General features: G+C 46.2%; 14 protein-coding genes. 12 read left to right on the forward strand and 2 right to left on the reverse strand.

Annotated features, from left to right (window positions below; genetic code table 11):
- Positions 1–32: 32 nt before the first annotated feature.
- From H8K33_RS17480 to H8K33_RS17530, 11 genes are all read left to right on the forward strand, one after another.
- Positions 33–1,028: a BMP family lipoprotein gene (locus tag H8K33_RS17480; protein WP_186892354.1), complete on the forward strand. Its 996-nt coding sequence runs from the start codon at positions 33–35 to the stop codon at positions 1,026–1,028.
- A gap of 136 nt (positions 1,029–1,164) precedes the next feature.
- Complete coding sequence (locus tag H8K33_RS17485; protein ID WP_186892355.1) at positions 1,165–2,685, forward strand: ABC transporter ATP-binding protein; 1,521 nt, start codon at positions 1,165–1,167, stop codon at positions 2,683–2,685.
- The gene (locus tag H8K33_RS17490; protein ID WP_186892356.1) at positions 2,682–3,770 is read left to right on the forward strand and encodes an ABC transporter permease; all 1,089 of its coding nucleotides are present in this window, start codon (positions 2,682–2,684) and stop codon (positions 3,768–3,770) included. Before H8K33_RS17485 ends, H8K33_RS17490 begins: the two co-directional genes overlap by 4 nt.
- A complete protein-coding gene (locus H8K33_RS17495; RefSeq protein WP_186892357.1) occupies positions 3,763–4,731 on the forward strand; it encodes an ABC transporter permease in 969 nt (322 codons plus the stop codon). Before H8K33_RS17490 ends, H8K33_RS17495 begins: the two co-directional genes overlap by 8 nt.
- A 67-nt stretch (positions 4,732–4,798) precedes the next feature.
- Positions 4,799–5,794 (forward strand): nucleoside hydrolase, encoded by a 996-nt coding sequence (locus tag H8K33_RS17500; protein WP_186892358.1) that lies wholly within the window; start codon positions 4,799–4,801, stop codon positions 5,792–5,794.
- Between the two features lie 36 nt (positions 5,795–5,830).
- Complete coding sequence (locus H8K33_RS17505) at positions 5,831–6,673, forward strand: isopenicillin N synthase family dioxygenase (protein ID WP_186892359.1); 843 nt, start codon at positions 5,831–5,833, stop codon at positions 6,671–6,673.
- Positions 6,674–6,960: 287 nt separating this feature from the next.
- On the forward strand, positions 6,961–9,363 hold the full coding sequence (locus tag H8K33_RS17510; RefSeq protein ID WP_186892360.1) for a TonB-dependent receptor: 2,403 nt from the start codon (positions 6,961–6,963) through the stop codon (positions 9,361–9,363).
- A gap of 215 nt (positions 9,364–9,578) precedes the next feature.
- Complete coding sequence (locus H8K33_RS17515; protein WP_186892361.1) at positions 9,579–11,291, forward strand: bifunctional metallophosphatase/5'-nucleotidase; 1,713 nt, start codon at positions 9,579–9,581, stop codon at positions 11,289–11,291.
- Between the two features lie 24 nt (positions 11,292–11,315).
- Positions 11,316–12,359 carry a S1/P1 nuclease gene (locus H8K33_RS17520; protein ID WP_186892362.1) on the forward strand — a complete coding sequence of 348 codons (1,044 nt, stop codon included), beginning with the start codon at positions 11,316–11,318 and terminating at the stop codon, positions 12,357–12,359.
- Between the two features lie 37 nt (positions 12,360–12,396).
- Entirely contained in the window at positions 12,397–13,923 is a 1,527-nt protein-coding gene (locus H8K33_RS17525; RefSeq protein WP_186892363.1) for an amidohydrolase family protein, read from the forward strand.
- Between the two features lie 269 nt (positions 13,924–14,192).
- Positions 14,193–16,343: an EAL domain-containing protein gene (locus H8K33_RS17530; RefSeq protein ID WP_186892364.1), complete on the forward strand. Its 2,151-nt coding sequence runs from the start codon at positions 14,193–14,195 to the stop codon at positions 16,341–16,343.
- A 62-nt stretch (positions 16,344–16,405) separates the two neighbouring features.
- Here H8K33_RS17530 and H8K33_RS17535 read toward each other — a convergent pair whose 3' ends face one another.
- Both H8K33_RS17535 and exaC read right to left on the reverse strand, forming a co-directional pair.
- Positions 16,406–16,783, reverse strand: a complete 378-nt coding sequence (locus tag H8K33_RS17535) for a DUF779 domain-containing protein (RefSeq protein WP_186892365.1) — start codon at positions 16,781–16,783, stop codon at positions 16,406–16,408.
- Positions 16,784–16,933: 150 nt separating this feature from the next.
- Entirely contained in the window at positions 16,934–18,454 is a 1,521-nt protein-coding gene (gene exaC / locus H8K33_RS17540) for an acetaldehyde dehydrogenase ExaC (protein ID WP_186892366.1), read from the reverse strand.
- Positions 18,455–18,993: 539 nt separating this feature from the next.
- On the opposite strand from exaC, the gene H8K33_RS17545 reads away from it, so the two are divergent.
- The gene (locus H8K33_RS17545) at positions 18,994–20,931 is read left to right on the forward strand and encodes a sigma-54-dependent Fis family transcriptional regulator (RefSeq protein ID WP_186892367.1); all 1,938 of its coding nucleotides are present in this window, start codon (positions 18,994–18,996) and stop codon (positions 20,929–20,931) included.
- The last annotated feature ends 117 nt before the right edge of the window (positions 20,932–21,048 follow it).

A 21,048-nucleotide genomic window follows, 5' to 3' on the forward strand; every position in this document is an offset into this window, starting at 1 on the left:
AGCTAATCAAGCTATTCAGGAGTTATTAAAAAATGAAATTGCGTTCATCACTTCTCTTCAGTGCACTTCTCTCTGTGTCCGCGCTAGCTGCGGCGAGCCAGCCTAAATTCGCTTTAGTTTATGACGCTGGTGGAAAGTTTGACCGCTCATTCAATCAATCTGCCTACGAAGGCGCAGAGCGCTTCAAAAAAGAGACGAAAATTTCTTATATTGATGTGCAAGTTCTGAGCAATGCACAAGGCGAGCAAGTGTTGCGTAATCTCGCACGTAAAGGGATCAACTTAATTGCTGCAATTGGTTTTACCCATGCTCAGCAAGTACAGACCGTGGCGAAAGAATTTCCTAAAACGAAGTTTGTGATTGTCGATGGTGCAGCAACTGGCGCGAATGTCAGCTCGATTTTATTTAAAGAACAAGAAGGCTCTTACCTGGTTGGCGTAGCAGCGGCAATGGCATCGAAATCTAAAAAATTAGGTTTTATCGGTGGTATTGATATTCCCCTGATCCGTGCATTCGTCTGTGGCTATACACAAGGCGCAAAATCGGTTGACCCGAAAATTGATGTCGCACAAAACGTGGTTGGTACCACGGCGACTGCGTGGAATGATCCAGCCAAAGGCAGTGAATTGGCACGTGCACAGATGGAGCGCGGGGTTGATGTGATTTTTGCAGCGGCTGGTGGTAGTGGCATGGGTGCACTGCAAGCCGCCAAGGAAAAAGGCAAGATGGCGATTGGTGTCGATTCGAATCAGAATTATCTCTTCCCAGGTGTGATGCTGACATCCATGGTGAAGCGTGTTGATAATGCGGTGTACGAGAATTTTATGCAGATGAAAAATGGCACATGGAAAGCGGGTGTGGCGAATTTAGGTCTGAAAGAAGGTGGTGTGGATTGGGCGCTCGATAAAGATAATCGTAGCTTGATTACGCCAGAAATCGAAAAGCGTGTGAATGCCGCGAAACAAGATATTTTGAGTGGTAAGGTGAAGGTTGTAGATTATCGCGAAGCCAGCCGTTGCCCTTTATAAGTTGGATAAAAGCCGTAGCATTGCATGATGCTGCGGCTTTGTTTTATCTAAAATTTTTCCTGTGACTTTTCTTTTCTTCTGGTCTTTTGTAAGTCAGTAGCGAAGCACAAACTAAGCTCAAACTCAATTGAACACCATGTCCACTGCAGTAGAATTCCGCCAAATTTCAAAGCGCTTCGGAAAGGTTCTCGCCAACGACGCTGTGAATTTCTCGATTGCGCACGGCACGATACACGGCATCATCGGTGAAAATGGTGCTGGCAAATCGACCTTGATGAGTATCCTATATGGTTACTATCACGCCGATTCAGGCGAGATACTCATCAACGGAGAAGCACAAAGCATACGCAATAGCCACGCTGCGATTCAGCTTGGCATTGGCATGGTGCATCAGCATTTCATGTTGGTGGAAGACATGACGGTGTTGGATAACATTATGCTCGGCATGGAAGGCGGTTTCCGTCTGCGTCAACAGCGCAAAAAGATCGCTGCCGAACTGGCGAGCCTGTGTTCCGATTATGGTCTGGAAATCAAACTCGATGCGCGTATCAATACGCTGTCAGTTGGTGAGCAACAGCGCGTTGAAATTCTCAAGCAGCTTTACCGCAACGCGAATATTTTGATTCTGGATGAACCAACCGCCGTCTTGACGCCGCAAGAAACAGAAGCCTTGTTTGCGATCTTGCGCCTGTTTAAACAGCAGGGAAAAACCGTCATTTTAATTACCCATAAGCTCGCCGAAATTTTAGCCATTACCGATGCCGTGACGGTCATGCGTGCGGGTGGTGTGATCGCGACTTTGGAAACCGCAAAATGCAATCAAGAAGATTTGGCGCACAAGATGGTGGGGCGTAAAGTCGCTACCGAATTGCCGCGTCAGACTTTATCCGCTGGTGCGACAGTATTGCGTGTGGATGAACTATGTTTGCAGAATGAGCAAGGCGTACATTTGCTGAGTGGCTTGAGTTTCTCTGTGCAGGCGGGTGAAATCGTCGCCATTGCCGGTGTTTCTGGCAACGGACAATCAGAGTTGTTAGAGATTCTGGCGGGAATGCGCAATTTAAAAGGCGACAAAATTAGTGGCACAGTCCATGTCCACGATTTAGCGCTGACTTATAAGAAAAAAGATCCGACCTTGGCTGCCAAGCTGCGCAAGCTTGGAGTCTCGCATGTACCAGAGGATCGTCTGCGTGACGGTGTGATTAAAGATTTTCCTGTGTGGGAAAACATCTTGTTAGGGCAGCAAAGCGAACAGATTTATCTGGATAAAAAACAATGTGTGGCTGCCAGTGATGCATTGTTACAGCAGTTTGAAGTGCGTCCTTTAGATTCACATTTACGCCTGTCTCAGCTCTCGGGCGGCAATCAGCAAAAGATTGTTTTGGCACGCGAGATTGCAGCACGTCCCAAATTGATGTTGGTGGGACAACCAACTCGTGGTGTTGATATCGGCACGATACAAAGAATTCATACGGAATTATTGGCCTTGCGCGATGCGGGTGTGGCGATCTTATTGGTCTCCGCCGAGCTGGAAGAAATTCGTGCATTGGCGGATCGTATTTTAGTGATGTCGGGCGGGCGTATTACCGGTGAATTAAATATCGCCGATTACGATACGACACGTATTGGTTTATTGATGGGTGGCTTACACAAATGAATTCAGATTTACCTCGTTGGGCGACGAATGTCGCTCTACCTATGTTGAATTTGCTCTCTGCTTTGGTTGTCGCAGCAGGCGTAATTTATCTGTTAGGTGAAAGTCCTGTCGAAGCTTTAGTCATCATGATCAAAAGCGCACTCGGTAACGCAGAAGGATTTGCGTACACCTTATTTTATGCGACCACATTTATCTTTACTGGATTGTCAGTGTCGATCGCGATGCAAGCCGGCTTATTTAATATCGGTAGTGATGGTCAGATGTATTTAGGTGGCCTAGGTTTGACTTTGGTCATGCTGCAATTTGATGCGAGTTTGTCGCCATGGTTATTGATCCCAATGGGAATTGCGAGTGCCGCCTTGTTTGGTGCTGCATGGGCTTTCATCCCCGGTTATTTGCAAGCGAAGCGTGGTAGTCATGTGGTGGTAACGACGATTATGTTTAACTTCATCGCCGCATCGCTGATGAATTTCATCATCATTACTTACCTGATTCCTGTGGGCGAACAAAATCCAGCTAGCCGCGTGTTTGCCGAAAGTGGCTGGATTCCGCGTCTCAATACCTGGCTGCCGGTGCTGGGTGAAACACCGCTGAATCTGACTTTTTTGATCGCGATCTTTTGTTTGTTTGCTTATGGCTTGATCGTTTGGCGGACGCGTTGGGGTTATGCCTTGCGCGCTGCCGGTAAGAGTTCACATGCGGCCTTGTATGCCGGGATTTCTATTTCTACCGTGATCATTGTCGCGATGCTGATGTCGGGCGCTTTGGCCGGTGTTGCCGCTGTCAATAGTGTGGCTGGATCGATGCATTATTTGAGTTTGAATTTTACGGCGGGCGCTGGTTTTATCGGGATCGCAGTTGCCCTGATGGGCCGTCAGCATCCGATTGGCATCTTTATGGCCGCCTTATTGTTTGGTGTATTGATTCAGGGTGGTTTCGATCTGTCATTGGAAAAGTCGAATATTCCGCCTGAGACCTTTGTTTTTATTCAAGGCTTGATTATCTTATTTTGTGGTGCGATGGAAAACATGTATGCACCTGCCTTGTCACGCGTACTGAAAATGAAGTGGGGAAAAAATGTTTGATGATTTTCAATTTTCTACCATTCTGGTTGCGACGATTCGCAATGCGCCAGTGTTGCTATTCGCTGCGTTCGCCGGTGTTTTCGCTGAGCGTAGCGGCATCATCGATCTGGCTTTAGAGGGCAAGATGTTGACCGCTGCCTTCGCTGCCGCTGCTTGCACTTATGCGACACAAAATCCGTATATCGGGATAGCTGCTGGCATGTTGGTGTCGTGTGTCATTGTTTTATTGCAAGGCTATGTGTCGATTAATCAGAAGGGTAATCAATTGGTTTTTGGTATCGCGATCAATATTGCGATGTCGGGATTAACTTTCGTCTTGGCACAGTATTTTTTCCAACTCGGTGGCCGCAGTCCCGATTTGGGCGATGCACGCCTTCCAGTGTTGAATTTTCCTTTTGCCGATTGGTGGTCAACCATACCCGCATTGAACTGGCTGCTAGGTAAATTTTTGGGTGGACATACTATTCTGGTCTATCTCGCTTTTGCGCTAATTCCCTGTTTGCATTGGTTGATCAATCACAGTCGGTTTGGTCTGCGTTTGCGTGCTGTTGGTGAGAACCCCCACGCAGCCGATGCGGCGGGTATTAATGTCGCACAAACACGTTATTTAGCCTTGTTGTGCGGTGGCGTACTGTGTTCGTTTTCTGGTGCGTATTTAGCGATTGTGCAAAGTGGATTTTTCTTGCGTGATATGTCGGCAGGTAATGGTTTCTTGGCATTGACAGCCATGGTATTTGGTAACTGGCGTCCATTGCAAACAGCATTAGGTTGCTTGATGTTTGGCTTCTTTGCTGCCTTACAAATTCAAATGGAAGGTGTGGCTTTCCCTGTGGTTGGGCAGATACCGGGTTCCTTGATACAAATGCTGCCATTCGTGGTGACGGTTGTGGTGCTAGCAGGTGTGATGGCGAAATCGGTGGGGCCAAAAGCTTTGGGTGTGCCATTTGTGAAATCGCGCTGATAGCAGATGGAAAGCAGACTGAAAGCACGAACTGCTGACAGAGTCAAAAGATTGAATAGAGATTGATATGGTACATAAAGTTATTTTCGATACAGATCCTGGCGTTGATGACGCAATGGCTTTGTATTTTGCGTTGGCACATCCTGAGATCGAAGTTGTTGGTATCACCAGCACTTTCGGCAATGTCACAGTAGCGCAGGCGACTGCTAATGCCTTGTATTTGACCCGTCTAGCGGGCCATGAAATACCCGTTGCCGAAGGTGGTGCACTACCTTTGATGAAAGCCGCAGGCAAACCGCCTGGCTTCATCCACGGTGATGATGGATTAGGGAATCTGCCTTCGCGTTTACCACATGCAGCACAAGCGGAAGCGATGTCTGCTGCAGAATTTATTGTCAAGATGGCGCGTCAGCATCCGGGTGAAATTACGCTTGTTGCAGTTGGCCCCTTGGTCAATCTAGCTTTGGCATTAAAACTGGAGCCGCAATTGCCTAGCCTGATTAAGCAGGTCGTGCTGATGGCGGGTACGGTGATTGAGCCTGGCAATGTGTCACCCGTGGCAGAAGCAAATGTTTGGAACGACCCACACGCTGCTGATCTGGTCTTTACTGCAGGTTGGAAACTCGCGATGGTCGGCTTGGATGTGACGCATCGTGTGGTGATGGGCGCTAGTTATTTTGCTGGTTTGGCACAGCATCATCAGCAACATATCGCGATGACGACACTCGCGCATGCGGTGAATTTTTACAGCGATTTTTATCAAAAAGCACGACCAGATTTAGGCCATGCTTGCTTCTGTCATGACATTTTGGCTTTCGTCTATCTGGTTGCGCCAGAATTATTTCAGGTTATGGATGGACGTGTACGTGTGCAGTTAGATGGTTTGGGTAATGGACAAACGATGATGGATAGACACGGCGGTGGCTTGGTCTATGCGCAAACTGGATGGGAACATCATCAAGCGGAAACACGTGTTTGTTTGCAAGTCGATGCGCCAGCATGTTTGAGATTAATCGAACAAACTTTAGAAGCTAATTGGTTACGCGCGCCTTTGGCGCAATGATCATTGCATGTATCGAGAGATTACGAGGAGTTAGCCATGTTAATTACACCGGTCGATTTTACTAGCCCAACAGCCGCGAAAGATTTTGCGGAAAGTTTGCACAACACGGGTTTTGGAGTGCTCACCAATCATCCTTTATCGCAGCAGTTACTTAATACCGTTTATGCTGAGTGGTATGGTTTCTTTCAGAATGAAGCGAAACATACTTATGCCTATGATCCGCAAAAATACGATGGTTATTTTTCGCCATCCGTTTCTGAAACTGCCAAGGGAAACACCAAGCGCGATCTGAAAGAGTTTTATCACATCTATCCTTGGGGGCGTTACCCAAGCGAAGTATCTGGCGCTGCGCGTCAGTATTATGAGGAAGGTGCTGCATTAGCGGCAACCTTGTTGCAATGGGTTGAGCAATATACGCCTGCTGAAGTGCAAGAAAAGTACTCGATGCCTTTGTCGCAGATGATACAAGGCAGTGAACAAACGCTGCTGCGGGTTTTGCATTATCCACCGCTACGTGGTGATGAAGAGCCGGGAGCTGTGCGCGCAGCAGCGCATGGCGATATCAATTTGCTGACGATTTTGCCGGCAGCGACTGCTGCAGGTTTGCAAGTCGTCGGTAAAGATGGCGAGTGGCATGATGTGCCTTGTGATTTTGGGATGCTGATCGTGAATATTGGCGATATGTTGCAAGAAGCCTCAGCTGGTTACTATCCGTCGACGATACATCGGGTATTAAATCCAACAGGTGAAGAAGCGAAAAAATCGCGTGTTTCATTGCCGCTGTTTTTACACCCGCGTCCTGATGTGGTCTTATCAGAACGACATACTGCGGGTTCGTATTTGACCGAACGTTTGCAAGAATTGCATTCCAAAGTTTAAATTTGCGACTTAAAAAACCACATTCATGTGGTATTTGAAGAACTACTCTAAAAAAGAAATGCGGCTGTCATCGAACTGAAGTAAAAGTGAGTTCAAATGCAGGTACTTTGCGTAGAAATGCAGGCGTGAATTCGTCACGCATAATGCCTTGTTAAGGTACGCAGTAGATTTTTTTGCACGTGTTGATGCAGCTTGAAAGACTCTGGACACAAACTGGATAAATTCAAGACATCAATCAAATCAAACAGATTACAGATTTTAAACAAACGAAAAGCAAGGAGCTATTAATGAAGCAACTCAATAAATCATCAACTGCAGTACCTTCGCGCGTGAAGATGCTCGTCATCGCATGCCAATTGACATGCCTTGGTATGTCAACAGCCTATGCACAATCACAGACGCAAGAGAAGACGGAAAACAATGATCCGATCAGCTCCGCTCAAGTGACGATCACGGGTAAAAAAGTCGGTATGGGTTTGATGGTGCAAGAAAATACACCAAAAGCACGTAGCACGATTACTGCAGAAGAGTTGGCAAAACAACGTCCAACAGGTAACGCCTATGAAGCATTGGAATTGATGCCAGCGGTGAATAGCTATAACCACGATGCAACGGGTTTGTTTGGTGGTGGTTTGACTTTGCGCGGCTTTAACAGTGATCAAATCGGTGCAACGATCAATGGCGTGCCAGTGAATGATTCTGGTAGCTTCGCTGTGTACCCACAAGAATATGTGGATCAAGAAAATACTTGCTCACAATTTGTTACTCAAGGTTCTACCGACGTTGATTCACCGCAAATCGGTGCAACTGGTGGTAACTTCGGTATCATCACTTGTGATCCATCTAAGACAAAACGTATCCGTGTTGCGCAAACTTTGGGTCAATTGAATTTGTCCAAAACTTACGTGCGTTATGACACTGGTTTGCTCGAAGGCGGCCGTACTCGTTTCTTTATCTCCGCATCGCATGCGCAATCCGACAAGTGGAAAGGTAAAGGCGGTGCAAATCGCGACCATATCGATATGGGCTTCAGAACTGATTTCGACAAGTTCAATTCCATTAGCGGTACTGTGTTGTACAACCGCGCTATCAACCAAAACATTAGTTCTTTCAGCTTGGTTGATTTAGAGAAGTTTGGTTATAACTATGATTTCTCACAAACTTTCGTTGGTCACGCTCCAGCAAGCCCAGGTAAAGCAGGCAATGACACCAACTCTGCGTTTGGTGATGCTTACTACCAACTGACAAAAAACCCATTTGAAAATGCCATTGCTTCAGTAACTGCAAAAATGCGTATTGGTGAAAACACCGACATTAAAGTTATTCCTTACTTCTGGTATGGCTATGGCACAGGCGGCAATCAACAAAAACTGCAAGCAGAGAATGCATTTTTGAACAAAGCAACTGGCAGAAATACCGCAACAGTTGATTTGAACGGTGACGGTGATACTTTGGATCGCGTGATCGTTGCAAACAGCAGTGTGACGCGTACTAGTCGTCCAGGTGTGACGGCTTCTGTTACGCACACAATTGGCGACCATCAAGTATTAGCTGGTTTCTGGTTTGAGCGTGCAACGCATGAACAATTTGGCCCTATGGTATTAGTGGATGCGAATGGTAATGCGAACGATATCTGGTTGAAAGAAGGCCGTGTATTGCGTCCAGACGGCACACCATATCAATCACGTGACTGGACAACAATCAGTACGTCGAATCAAATTTTCTTGCAAGACACGATGAGTTTGATGAACGACAAGTTGACCATCAATGCGGGTGTTCGTGCACCAACTATGAAGCGTGACTTCACGAATAAGGCGAACGAAGGTAGTAACTCTGGTACGGATTACAACATCGAAAAAACCTATCGCGAAATTCTGCCGCAATTGGGCGCGCGCTACCAGATCGATAACAATAATCAATTGTTCTTCAGTTTGGCACGTAACATGAAGGCACCTCCAAACTTTGTTTACTCCACGACTAACAACGTTGTCTTGGTCAATGGTAAACCAACGATGCCAGTTGATGTGCAAGCTGAAACTTCAACAAACATCGACGTAGGCTATCGTCTGCAAAGCGATAAGTTGACAGCACAAGCGACGGCTTACTCTGTTGATTTTAAAGATCGCCAAGCAACTGCTTATGACCCAGTAGCGAACATGAGTAGTTTGACCAGCGTTGGTAAAGTTAAGACGCATGGTTTCGAAGTTGAATTGGGTAACACACCAGTGAATGGCTTCTCTTTCTACGGTTCGATTGGTTACGCGAAGAGCGAAATCAAAGACGATATCCTGATCAGCAAAACAGCAACTTTGCCTACCAAAGGTAAGCAAATGACCTTGACGCCAGAATGGAAAGCGGGCTTGAGCGCGATGTATGAAACAGGTGCTTTCTATGCACGTTTGAAAGTGAAATATACAGGCGAGCAATGGGCGACGATGACCAATGATGAATTGGTTCCAAGTTACACATTGTTAGGTTTGGATTTTGGTTATCAATTCCCAAATACCAGCTGGATCAAGAAGCCAACTTTGCGTTTGAACATCAGCAATTTGACGAACGAAAAGTATCGCAATCCATCTAGCTTTAACGTAACAAACGCGAAGGCATATGGTACTGCGGGCGCGAGAACCGTGTTCTACTACATGGGTTCACCACGTTTTGCATCAGTCACTTTGTCAGGCGATTTCTAATCTCTGTTTAGTTGATGATAATCAGGCCTTTGTGATCGGTATTTGCAGTGGTCTGATTCAGTAATATCCATGGTCTGCAAGCTTGTGTTTGCAGACCTTTTTAATTGTAGAGACCTTTGCACAACTTAATACGCAAACTTCGACAACTCACTATGGTTGTGCAAAGGTCTTTTGTAAATCTCGACATTTTTTAGCGTGATGTTGGCGCAAATTCTATGAACTTTTCTCTCCCAGTTTTTGGTCGTTTGACCCGTACCACGATTAGTTTTAGTTTGTCTTTGATGCTGCTTGCATGCGCAACGCCAAAGACGGAGCCGGTGGTGCTTAATTTAGTGGCTATCAACGATCTTCATGGACATATTGAGAAGGAAAAATTTAGTTATACGCCTCGCGGAGAAAAAACAGCGAAGACTTTAGTCGGGGGTGGGATCGAGACTTTGGGCGCAAATTTAGCGGCGTGGCGTAAAGAAGATAAAGATCTCATTTTCGTTGGTGGGGGGGACTTGATTGGCGCGAGTCCAGCAATCTCCTCTTTGTTCGCTGATGAACCGACCTTACATGCATTGGGGCGCATGGGCTTACGTGTGAGTGCTTTGGGAAATCATGAGTTTGATCATGGCTTGCAAGAATTGCAGCGACAAATTCATGGTGGTTGCGAGTCACCGCGCCCAGATCGCGCATGCAAATTTGATGGACGATTTCCTGGTACGCAATTCTCGTATATTGCTTCCAATGTCTTGAGTAAGCAAACTCAGAAACCGTTTTTCCCCGCCTATCATGTGGAAGAAGTGAAGGGCGTAAAAATTGCGTTTATCGGGGCGGTCTTGCGTGATACCCCATTCATGGTGGCAGGCGATAAAGTAAAAGATTTAAGCTTTATCGATGAAGCGGAGGGAATCAATCGTACGATTCCCGTGCTGAAAGAAATGGGCGTGAAAGTATTTGTCGTGTTGATTCACGAAGGGGTTAGTTCACCAGATGTTTTTGATCAATTTGCTTGCTCGCAAATTAAAGGGCCAATTGTTGATATCGTGAAGCGGCTAGACCCAGCGATCAAGCTGATTGTTAGTGGGCATAGTCATACGGGCTTTGTCTGCAATGTTGAAGGCCGCACGGTGACGCAAGCGCAAATGTATGGACACTTGCTGACACGAATTTCAATCAAGTTGGATGCTACTAACCATCAAGTAATGGACATTCAAGCAAAAAATATGGTGATGGAACCAAACTCTGCTCCCGCACCAGAAGAGTTATCAAACCTACTGCATAAAGCACGTGAAGGTAGTAAAGCGATCATCGCGGAACCTGTAGCGAAACTAGCTGTACCAGTGATTACACGGAAGTTGAATCCCGCCGGGGAATCTCCATTAGGGAATATTGTTGCGGACGCACAGCTTGCGGCGGTGAAAGATATGGGGGCGCAGATCGCTTTCATGAACAATAAAGGGATACGCAGCAATCTGGAAACTCTGGCGGGCAACATTAGTACCTACGGACAAAATGCGACGGTTCTTCCGTTCGGTAATACTTTGGTGTTGATGAGCCTCACTGGTGCGCAAATCCGCGGCTTACTTGAGCAACAAGTCTGGTTGGATGAGGAATCGCAAGACGGCAGGAATGTCTTACAAGTGTCTGATGGTTTCACCTATATTTGGGACGCAAAACGTAAAGTAGGCGAGCGCGTCATTCCTGATAGCGTGAAGTTGAATGGAATTGCGCTTGATGATCAACGCGAGTATCGCATCGTTGCGAATAATTTTATCGCGGGTGGCGGTGATCGCGTCGCGATGTTCTTGCAAGGAAAAAACGTGATTGATACTGGCATTAAAGATATTGATGTGTTTATGTCGTATATCAAAGCACACGATCAGGCCGGAACACCTGTCGGCAGCGACAAACCAGTTGGGCGTGTAAAACGTATTAATTAATATCACACCGAGAAAGTGTTCATCATGAAGAAGATAAAGTTTGGTTTGGTTTTGTGTACTGCCTTGTTATCCTTGAATGCGCAAGCATCGGGGGATGAGGGGCATAAAACCATCGGTGCGATCGCAGATCGTCTGTTAGTCGGCACGAATGCCGGAGCGCGCGTGAAAGCCTTGTTACAACCCGGCGAAAGTCTGCAATCTATCTCCATTTGGGCTGATTGCGCTAAAGGGACGTTTTGTGGTCCACAGACGTCGGAAATGATCGCTTTCACGATACAAAATCCTGCACACGCCGCTTACCACTATACGAATACCCCAGTCGACAACAAATCTTATGTCGCTGGTGGAGTCGGTACCACGGATCACGATATCGTACAAACCTTAAAGCAAGCCATCGCGGTTTTACAAGGCAATGATAACGAGAAAACCAATCCGCATCGGTTCACACCGCGTCAGGCTTTATTGATGATCGCGCATTTGCTTGGCGATATTCATCAGCCTTTACATGTTGGCGCGGTCTATTTGAACCAAGATAATCAATTCGTCACACCAGCTACGCAAGCACAAGTCGACGGTGTGAATGTATTTGATGTCCAAGGTGGAAATAATTTGTTGATCGAAGATCAGGCAACTTGGACCGCCCGTGATGTGAAAAATTTTAAGCCCGAAGCATCGAATGGAAATGCCGCGCGTGTTGGGAAACCGCTGCATTTATATTGGGATGTCACGGTGGTGGAAAATGTGATGCGTGATTTGGGCGTGAAGTCGGTGTCAGAGTTGACGGATAAGCTGATCACAGCAACTGTAGCGCCTGCTGTGAACAAAGGTGATCCAGTTACTTGGCCTGAACAGTGGGCAACTGAAGGCTTGTTTTTGGCAAAATCAGCTTATGCGAATATCGTGATCGTCGATAAAGTTAAAGCGACGAATCGACGTGGTGTGGAATACGCGAATTGGTATTCGAAGTTACCTGCGAATTATATTCAGGAGAGCACGGAAGTCACGCGCAAACAGTTAGCCGTCGCCGGGCATAGGCTCGCTGCTTTGTTAAAAAGTATTTGGCCTTAACAGCTTGTTGTTGGCAAATCAGAGAGTGGAATACATCATGAAAAAAGTTCTCGTTGCAATCTGTCTTAGTTCGCTCGCGCTTAATTCTATCGGTGCAATGTCATCAGAGGAGAAAATATCTCCAAGCAAACTGAAGCAGAATTTGAATGCAACCAACCAGTACTATACGCAATTAATCAAGTCGACGAATAGCCCACAACCACGACTGGCAGAGCTAACGATGTTGATGACGATGTTGCCGAAAGGTGGTGACATCCATCATCACTATTCAGGCTCAGTTTATGCAGAGACTTATCTTGACTGGGTGGGGCAACATGGCTTTTGTATTTATCGTGAAAGTGATGTCACGAATAAGCTCGATAAATTTAAGGTCGAGTCACGTCCTGCGCAAATCGCTGCGTTTGCTAATACTTGCTTGAGTGCTGAGGCAATTCGTAAAGATGCGAACTTTTATCGTGAATTAATCTCTGCATGGTCGGTGCAAGATTACGAGCACCAAGTACATCCACAACCAGCGCCTGATCAACATTTTTTCAATACCTTTGGCTATTTTTCAGGTATCTCAAAATATTCCACCAATCTGGGATTAAAGACGCTCAAGCAGCAGGCGAAAGCGGAGAATCTGCAATATCTGGAAACGATGTTGAAAAGTGCGCCAGTCACCGATCATCCTGAATTCGCCAGTAAAATTGATCGCTTGCATTCTCAATCTAACCTGAGTGAGATGCAAAACGCATTTGCGCAGTACGCCGATTTTTTGGCGCAAGATCCTGCTGCGCAAAGTAAGATCAATGAATTTGTGAAAGAGTTGACGGCGGATGCTGCGGATATTGATGACGCTGAATTTACTTTGCGTTTTCAAACCTATGTCTCGCGTAATAGTGCACCATCAAAAGTCTTCTCTGGTTTGTTCGCGGCGTTTGCGGCAAGTCAGTCAAATCCTTTGATTGTCGGCGTGAATATTGTCGGTCCTGAGCATGGCGTGGTTGCCTTGCGTGATTACACTTTGCACATGCAGATGTTTGCCTTCTTAAAGCAGCGCTTTCCGCAAGTGCGTTTGGCGATGCATGCAGGCGAATTAAAATTAGGCTTGGTCGCGCCTGAACATTTGCAGCATCATATTCGTGGCGCTGTACAAATTGCCGGAGCAGAACGAATCGGGCATGGTGTTGACATTATGCACGAGCATCAAGCCGATCAATTGTTGGCTGAATTGAAGCGACGTAAAGTTGCGGTAGAAATTAATTTGAGTAGTAATGCTTTTATTCTTGGACTGCAACAGCAAGCGCATCCAGTCACGATGTATTTACGCCACCAAGTTCCTATTGTCATCAGTAGTGATGATGCCGCGGTGTCGAGAAACAATCTGAGCCATGAGTATTTCTTGTTCACCAGCCGTTATCAACCTTCGTATGCCGTGTTGAAAAAAACAGTCTATAACAGCATTCATTACGCATTTTTGAACCCTGCTGAAAAGACGCAACAATTACGCCAACTTGATCAGCGCTTTAGCCAATTTGAAGCTGCTGCCGCGAAATTGGCAGCTTCCGCAAAAGCGCAATGAGTTCAGCCTGATGTTTGATGCAGATCTTTCCATCTGCATCAAACATCAAATATCGATTATTGGTCGGTAAAGACCACTTCCAAGCTTGCTTCTCCTATATTTCAAAGCAACTATTCAAATTGGTCATACCACTCATTGCTATATGGAAATCATCGAAGTATAATTAAATATATTTAAATCACCCATGACCGTTTGTTCTTCACAAGAGAAGTAAATGATGAACATGGCGTGCTTGCTCAATTTTCGGCTATTTAATTAAGAAAGTAGAAATGAACACGCCTGTTGCAACGCTGTATTTTATTTCGGTGGGTGTGTTTGCATTAGGCGCTTTTCAGGCAGCCATCATGGCACGAGGCAGTGCCTATGCTAAAACCTGCTGGACTTTCTCCGCGCTGTGCCTATTCTTCTCTTTGTTTCAATTGTCCTGCGGTTTGCAATTCACCGCCAGCAACTTTCACGCGGCGATGGCGGCGCATAAGTGGGTCAATATTTTTTCTGTATTGCTAATCCCTTTAATCTGGTTCTTGGTGGCTTCTTTAGAAGATAAAGCGAGCTCTTTTCGTCATGCATATATTGTTGCTGTCTTGGCAGCGTGTGTGATCGGGTATAACTACGTCATGCCACATGGCTTTCGTTTTGACGCAGTTTTTCAAGATGGCTTGACGACGCTGCCTTGGGGCGAGCAAATGTGGATCTTTTCTGGTGAACCAAGCTTGGTGTTTCGCGCGATGCGCTTCATGTCTTTGTGCTTGTTGATCTATACCATGATCTTTTCCATCAAAATTACGCGTTTAGGAGAGAAGAGAACCAGCCGTTTGTTTTGGATCGCATTGGCGCTGATGTTGATTGCGGGTTTGATGGCAGGTTTGTCTGATTCCGGTGTCATAAAAATGTCTTACCTGGGCGGATTTGGATTTTTGTTTTTGGCGGTATCTTTTTCTGCATTGGTTGGTAAAGATGTGTCTAGCCGGCGCATCGAAGAATTGCGTATCTATAGCGAATTGCAGCATGAAATTGAACATCGCAAAATTGATAATCAACGCTTTGAACACGTATTAAATAGCGATATTCTGACTGGCTTGCCGAATAGAGCGGGTGCTTTAGCGGGTTTAACGAAGTTGTTGGATTTAAATATCAAGAATCAGACTAAGTTAGGGATCTTCATTTTTGATGTGGATCAACTGGGCATTGTTAATGGTACACGCGGCTATCAAGCGGGTGATCAGTTACTAATTGAAGTGGCGCAACGTTTACAAGCGAATGTGCGCGACAGCGATATCGTTGCACGACTTGGTAGTGGCAGGTTCATCGTTGCTGCAACGGGCTTAAAAACCGAACGTTGTGTGACTTTGGTGTATGAAAAACTTGCTGGTGCGTTGGCTTCGCCATTTTATGTGAGCGACAGTTTGCTGAGCATCACATCGAGCGTAGGTGCTGCAGTTTTTCCTGACAATATCAGCGCAAATGAAGATCTGCTATCCGCAGCTGAATTGGCCTTACATGATGCAAAAAGTGATGGTATAGGTAAGCTCAGGTTTTATCATCCATCGCTGAAAGATACGATGCAAGAACGCATTGCCTTTGAAAGTGCTTTAAAAGAAGCGCTGACGAATCAAGAGTTTTCCCTGTGCTATCAACCGCAAGTTTCGGCAATCAATGGTAATACAGTTTGTCTTGAGGCCCTGATCCGATGGCAGCATCCTGCGTACGGCTTAGTGATGCCGGATAAGTTTATTCAACTAGCGGAGACGATGGGCATCATTGCATCGATTGGTGCTTGGGTGATTGATGCGGCTTGCGAACAATTATCACGTTGGCGGGCGATGGGTTTCACGGATGTGCGCGTGGCGATCAATCTGTCGGCACAACAATTGTTGGTATCTGAACTGGAGCAAACGGTTAGCGCGGCACTACAACGACATCAACTCTCTGGTCGCGATATCGAATTGGAGATAACAGAGTCGGTATTGATGCAAGATCCCGAACGCGCAATTGAAAGATTGGGTGCGCTACAAAAACTTGGAATACGTTTGTCGATTGATGATTTTGGTACCGGTTATTCTTCTTTAGGTTACTTGCGTGTGCTTCCAGTGAATGCATTAAAGTTAGACCGCAGTTTTGTCTGGGATTTGGAAAAGGGCGGGAAGGGATTGGAAATTTGTGCCACCGCGATAGACTTGGCAAAAAAACTTGATCTGGAAATTGTTGCCGAGGGAGTAGAAACCAAAGAGCAGTTAGCGCAGTTAAGACATCTGGGTTGTGATCTTTTGCAGGGCTATTTATTTGCCAAACCTTTGACCGTTGAGGCGGCCAGTATTTTTCTGATCAATGCGCATAGACCTTGGCAATCAGTGATGAATTCTGATGCTGGTTTCGATATTTCTTTGATGATCAATCCGTCTTATTCATCTGGGAATTAAGTCAAGACGCCTTAGTGGTTTCATTGAATGTATTTGCTGATGCAAATCACTGAGCTAGTTCACTAAGCCAAATCGGCCAGCACTTGCGCTTCTATCTGTATCCATTCTTCCGCAGTGAATAGACGTGAGCGAGTGTGAAAGGCTTTTCCGCTTGCACCTTCGAGTGAAAATGTGCCGCCGTGTCCATCGATCACCTCTAATATCAATTGCGTGTGTTTCCAGTAATCGTATTGCAGCTTTCCAATGTAGAACGGCACGCCGTCTAGTTCCCCGAGTTTGACATCATACGGGCCGATGGTCAGATCACTTGGTAGATAACAATTTGCAGCGCTGTTGTCACAACAGCCACCAGATTGATGAAATAAGATGTCGCCATATTCCGCCTTTAATTGCGCGATTAATTCTAGTGCCGCTGGAGTAGCGATAACGCGATCAACCATAAATCCTCACGAAAGCTGGAATGCTGAAAACTGGCCAGTTAAATTCAACCGTGAAGCAGCTGTTGCGCTACTTCACGGCGTTACGGACATCATCAAAATACACGAATGTTCTGTGTTTGCTGACAGTTCGCAATGTAGTTTAAAAGTCGATTAGAAAAAACCTAGTTTATTTTCGCTGTAACTGACTAAGAGATTTTTTGTTTGCTGATAGTGATTCAGCATCATCTTATGATTTTCACGACCAACGCCAGATTCTTTGTAGCCACCAAATGCCGCGTGCGCTGGGTAGGCATGATAGCAGTTAGTCCAGACCCGTCCTGCCTTGATCGCACGCCCCATACGATAAGCGACATTGCCATTGCGACTCCATACACCAGCACCTAAGCCATACAGCGTATCATTAGCGATGGCGAGTGCCTCTGCCTCATCTTTAAATGTGGTGATCGCTAGAACGGGTCCAAAGATTTCTTCTTGAAAGATGCGCATTTTATTATGGCCTTTGAACAAAGTTGGCTGCACATAATAACCACCTGCCAAATCGCCCTCCAGATGTGCTTGCGCACCACCTGCTAAGACTTCTGCACCTTCTTCTTTGCCGAGCTCAAGATAAGACAAGATCTTGGTTAATTGCTCTTTTGACGCTTGCGCACCCATCATGGTATCGGTGTCTAAGGGATTCGCATGTTTGATTGCAGCGACGCGTTTTAGCACGCGCTCCATGAATTTATCGTAGATACTTTCTTGAATCAAAGCACGCGATGGGCAAGTACATACCTCACCTTGGTTGAAGGCGAATAACACCAAACCTTCGATCGCCTTGTCGAGAAAAGCATCATCCGCATCCATGATGTCGGCAAAGAAAATATTGGGTGATTTTCCGCCAAGCTCTAAGGTCGCGGGAATTAAGTTGTTTGCCGCCGCTTGTGCAATTACACGACCCGTAGAGGTTGAGCCAGTGAACGCGATTTTCGCGATACGTTTGCTACTTGCCAATGGCATGCCCGCTTCACGTCCGTAGCCGTTGACGATATTGAGCACACCTGCAGGCAGTAAATCGGCAATCAATTCCGTCAAAATCAACAATGAAATTGGCGTAGATTCTGCGGGTTTTAATACCACGCAATTTCCTGCGCCCAGTGCTGGTGCTAACTTCCACGCGGCCATCAAAATCGGGAAGTTCCAAGGAATAATTTGACCGACCACACCGAGTGGCTCGTGGTAGTGATAGGCCACAGTCGTCTCATCGAGCTCAGATAAACTGCCTTCTTGCGCGCGTATGCAGCCAGCAAAATAACGGAAGTGGTCGACCGTTAACGGGATATCGGCATTGAGTGTTTCACGTATCGCTTTACCATTGTCGACAGTTTCTGCATAGGCCAATAATTCCAGATTCGCTTCTATGCGATCTGCAATTTTGTTGAGAATGTTGGCACGTTCAGTCGGAGAAGTTTTTCCCCATGCGTCGGCGGCGGCATGTGCGGCATCGAGAGCGAGTTCAATATCCTCTGCACTTGAGCGAGCTGCCTGCGTATAGACTTTGCCACTGACCGGTGTAATGACGTCAAAGTATTGTCCTTTCACCGGGGCTGTCCATTTGCCGCCGATGAAATTGTCATAACGAGTTTTGTATTGAATGTTGGCGCCTGGTGCACCCGGTGCTTGATAGATCAAGATAGTCTCCTTTTGTTGATTATTGGCTTGCTATTGTCGGATTGTGGCAACGCTGTTGTGTTGATCGAGTGTCACATCGTCGGCGTTACTCACATCATTAATTGCAAATGGCATGCCACTTCTCTCTGGTTTTGGAAATCTCTCTTTTGTTGCGCTGCAACCTCCTATGCACTTGAATGCCTAGTTATTTTTTGTGTATTTTTCTCTCCCGATTTTGGAAACTTCTTGGTGTTAAAAATCTTGGTTCTTGTCCGTTAGCGGTCGGTGCAAACAGTGACAGGTGTAACAATTTGAGACAGTTTTTTGCATGGAAGGATGTTCTCTCGCTCATTTATTCTTAGGTATGATGGGGGTTTACTTGAATTCGTCTCGGCAACTGCGTTTGACCGGAAATCTGGGTTAAAGTACGACTTCTGCAATCTGTGTTTTCAACGCAAATTGCCTATGTGATGAAGTCTAGTTTTTGAATTATCTATAAAAAAAGTGGATGACCGAAAAGCATAAAATGCCTTTTTCGCGTCACGACAGGAGACAAGTTCATGCGCCACCAAGCGATACTTCCCGCCCCGCATTTAAAGCAGGCACGTTTGCAATTTGTGGAACGTGGAATTCATCCAGCCTCTGGCATTGATCTAAGACTTGCACAGTCTTGGCAACGTAGTTTGTCGGCCGGTTTATCGCCAGTTGGTGGTGTCGATTGTGCAGATAATCTGAGTGCCGTGAATCTGCAATATGCGCGCGATTTCAATCATGAATTGATTAGTCATTCTGAACCTGTCATTGAGTATTTGTTTGAACAAGTTCGACATAGCCACAGCATGGTGATTTTGGCAGATGCGCAGGGAGTGTTGATGCACACCTTGGGAGATTTGGATTTCTTGAGCAAGGCTGAACGTGTCGCATTGAAATGTGGTGCGAATTGGGCGGAGAATCAACGTGGCACGAACGCAATCGGAACCGCGTTAGCGGAGGCTGCGGAAATCGAAATCAATGGCGCAGAACATTACCTGGAACCGAATGAATTTCTGACTTGTGCAGCATCACCGATCTTATCGGCACAAGGGCAGTTATTGGGTATCTTAGATATTTCGGGAGACCAGCGTAGCCGCCATCCGCATACTTTGGGTTTGGTATCAACTGCGGCACAGATGATAGAAAACAGTATGGTGCTGGGCAGTTGCCAACACCAAATTTTGCTACAACTGCATTCACGTGCAGAAGGCATCGGTTCGGTTGCGCAAGCTGTCTTGGCATTTTCAGAAGATGGTGATTTGCTTGGCGCAAATCGACGAGGCTTGGCCTTGTTGGGTTTGCGCTATGCTGATATGACAAAGAAAAATTGGACGCAGTTGTTTGATCAAGATATGCATGCGCTGCTGTCACGACAACGCCGCTCGAACGGACAAGCTGAAATCTTATTTTGCCGAAATGGAAATCGTTTATTCGCGCAAGTACATGGGCAAAGTAAGGCTTTGCACACCCTGATTCCAAGCACGAAAACAATTCAGGACGCCGCGATACCAAGCAAAGATCTTGATCACCAATGGCAAAGTGCTGCTGACAAGGCGCGTAAGTTGATTGATAAGGCAATTCCACTGTTGTTGTATGGAGAATCTGGTGTTGGTAAAGAAGTTTTTGCACAGGCGACACACCGTAGCTCACAGCGTCGTGACAAAGTATTCATTGCGGTCAATTGCGCAGCAATTCCAGAGCATTTAATCGAAGCCGAGTTGTTTGGCTACGTCGCGGGTGCTTTTACCGGGGCATCGCGTCAAGGCTCTCTGGGGCGTTTACGTGAGGCTCATGGTGGGACATTATTTCTTGATGAAATTGGCGACATGCCCTTAGTTTTGCAAACTAGATTATTGCGGGTTTTGCAAGAACGTAAAGTGACGCCTTTAGGTAGTAGTGCAGCGATCCCGGTCGACTTTAATCTTATTTGCGCGACACATCAAAATCTTCAAGACAGCATTGATCAAGGACGTTTCCGTGAGGATTTGTTTTATCGGATTAATGGTTTAACTTTGCAATTGCCAGCTTTGCGGGAACGTTCTGATTTTGCTGCGCTGTGTGAAAACTTGTTACATGAATTTTCGCCGCACTATGCACTTCAGATTGATTCCAATTTATTGTTGGCAATGCAGTCTTATGATTGGCCCGGGAATCTGCGACAACTCAGCCATGTATTGCGTGCGGCCACTGCGCTGCTGGATGACGGTCAAGCAATGATCAGTTGGGAACATTTGGCCGAAGAGTTGGTGAGGGTCTTGCGTCAACAGACTGAGCGCAAACAGACTATGCAAGCCCAAGTGGAATCGGCATCGCCAACGCAAAAAAACGCTGCACAGAATTTACAACAGAATACGCAGCAATTGATACAACAGGTTCTGCGCGAGGCGAATGGCAATGTTTCCGCTGCTGCGCGAACTCTGGGCATTAGTCGTCAGACGATGTATCGCAAATTACAAGAGCGGTAAATAGTTAGGTGAATCTGCAAAGAAACAATGAGAAATATGCGTTGCAGACCAAATAGAATGAATCGCGACTTTGTGCAAAGCCCAGCTAATCAGGTGTGATCAAAATCACTAGGGTTA

The sequence above is a fragment of the Affinundibacterium amnicola genome (assembly GCF_014284275.1).
In the GTDB taxonomy this organism is placed as follows: Bacteria; Pseudomonadota; Gammaproteobacteria; order Burkholderiales; family Burkholderiaceae_D; genus Undibacterium; species Undibacterium amnicola.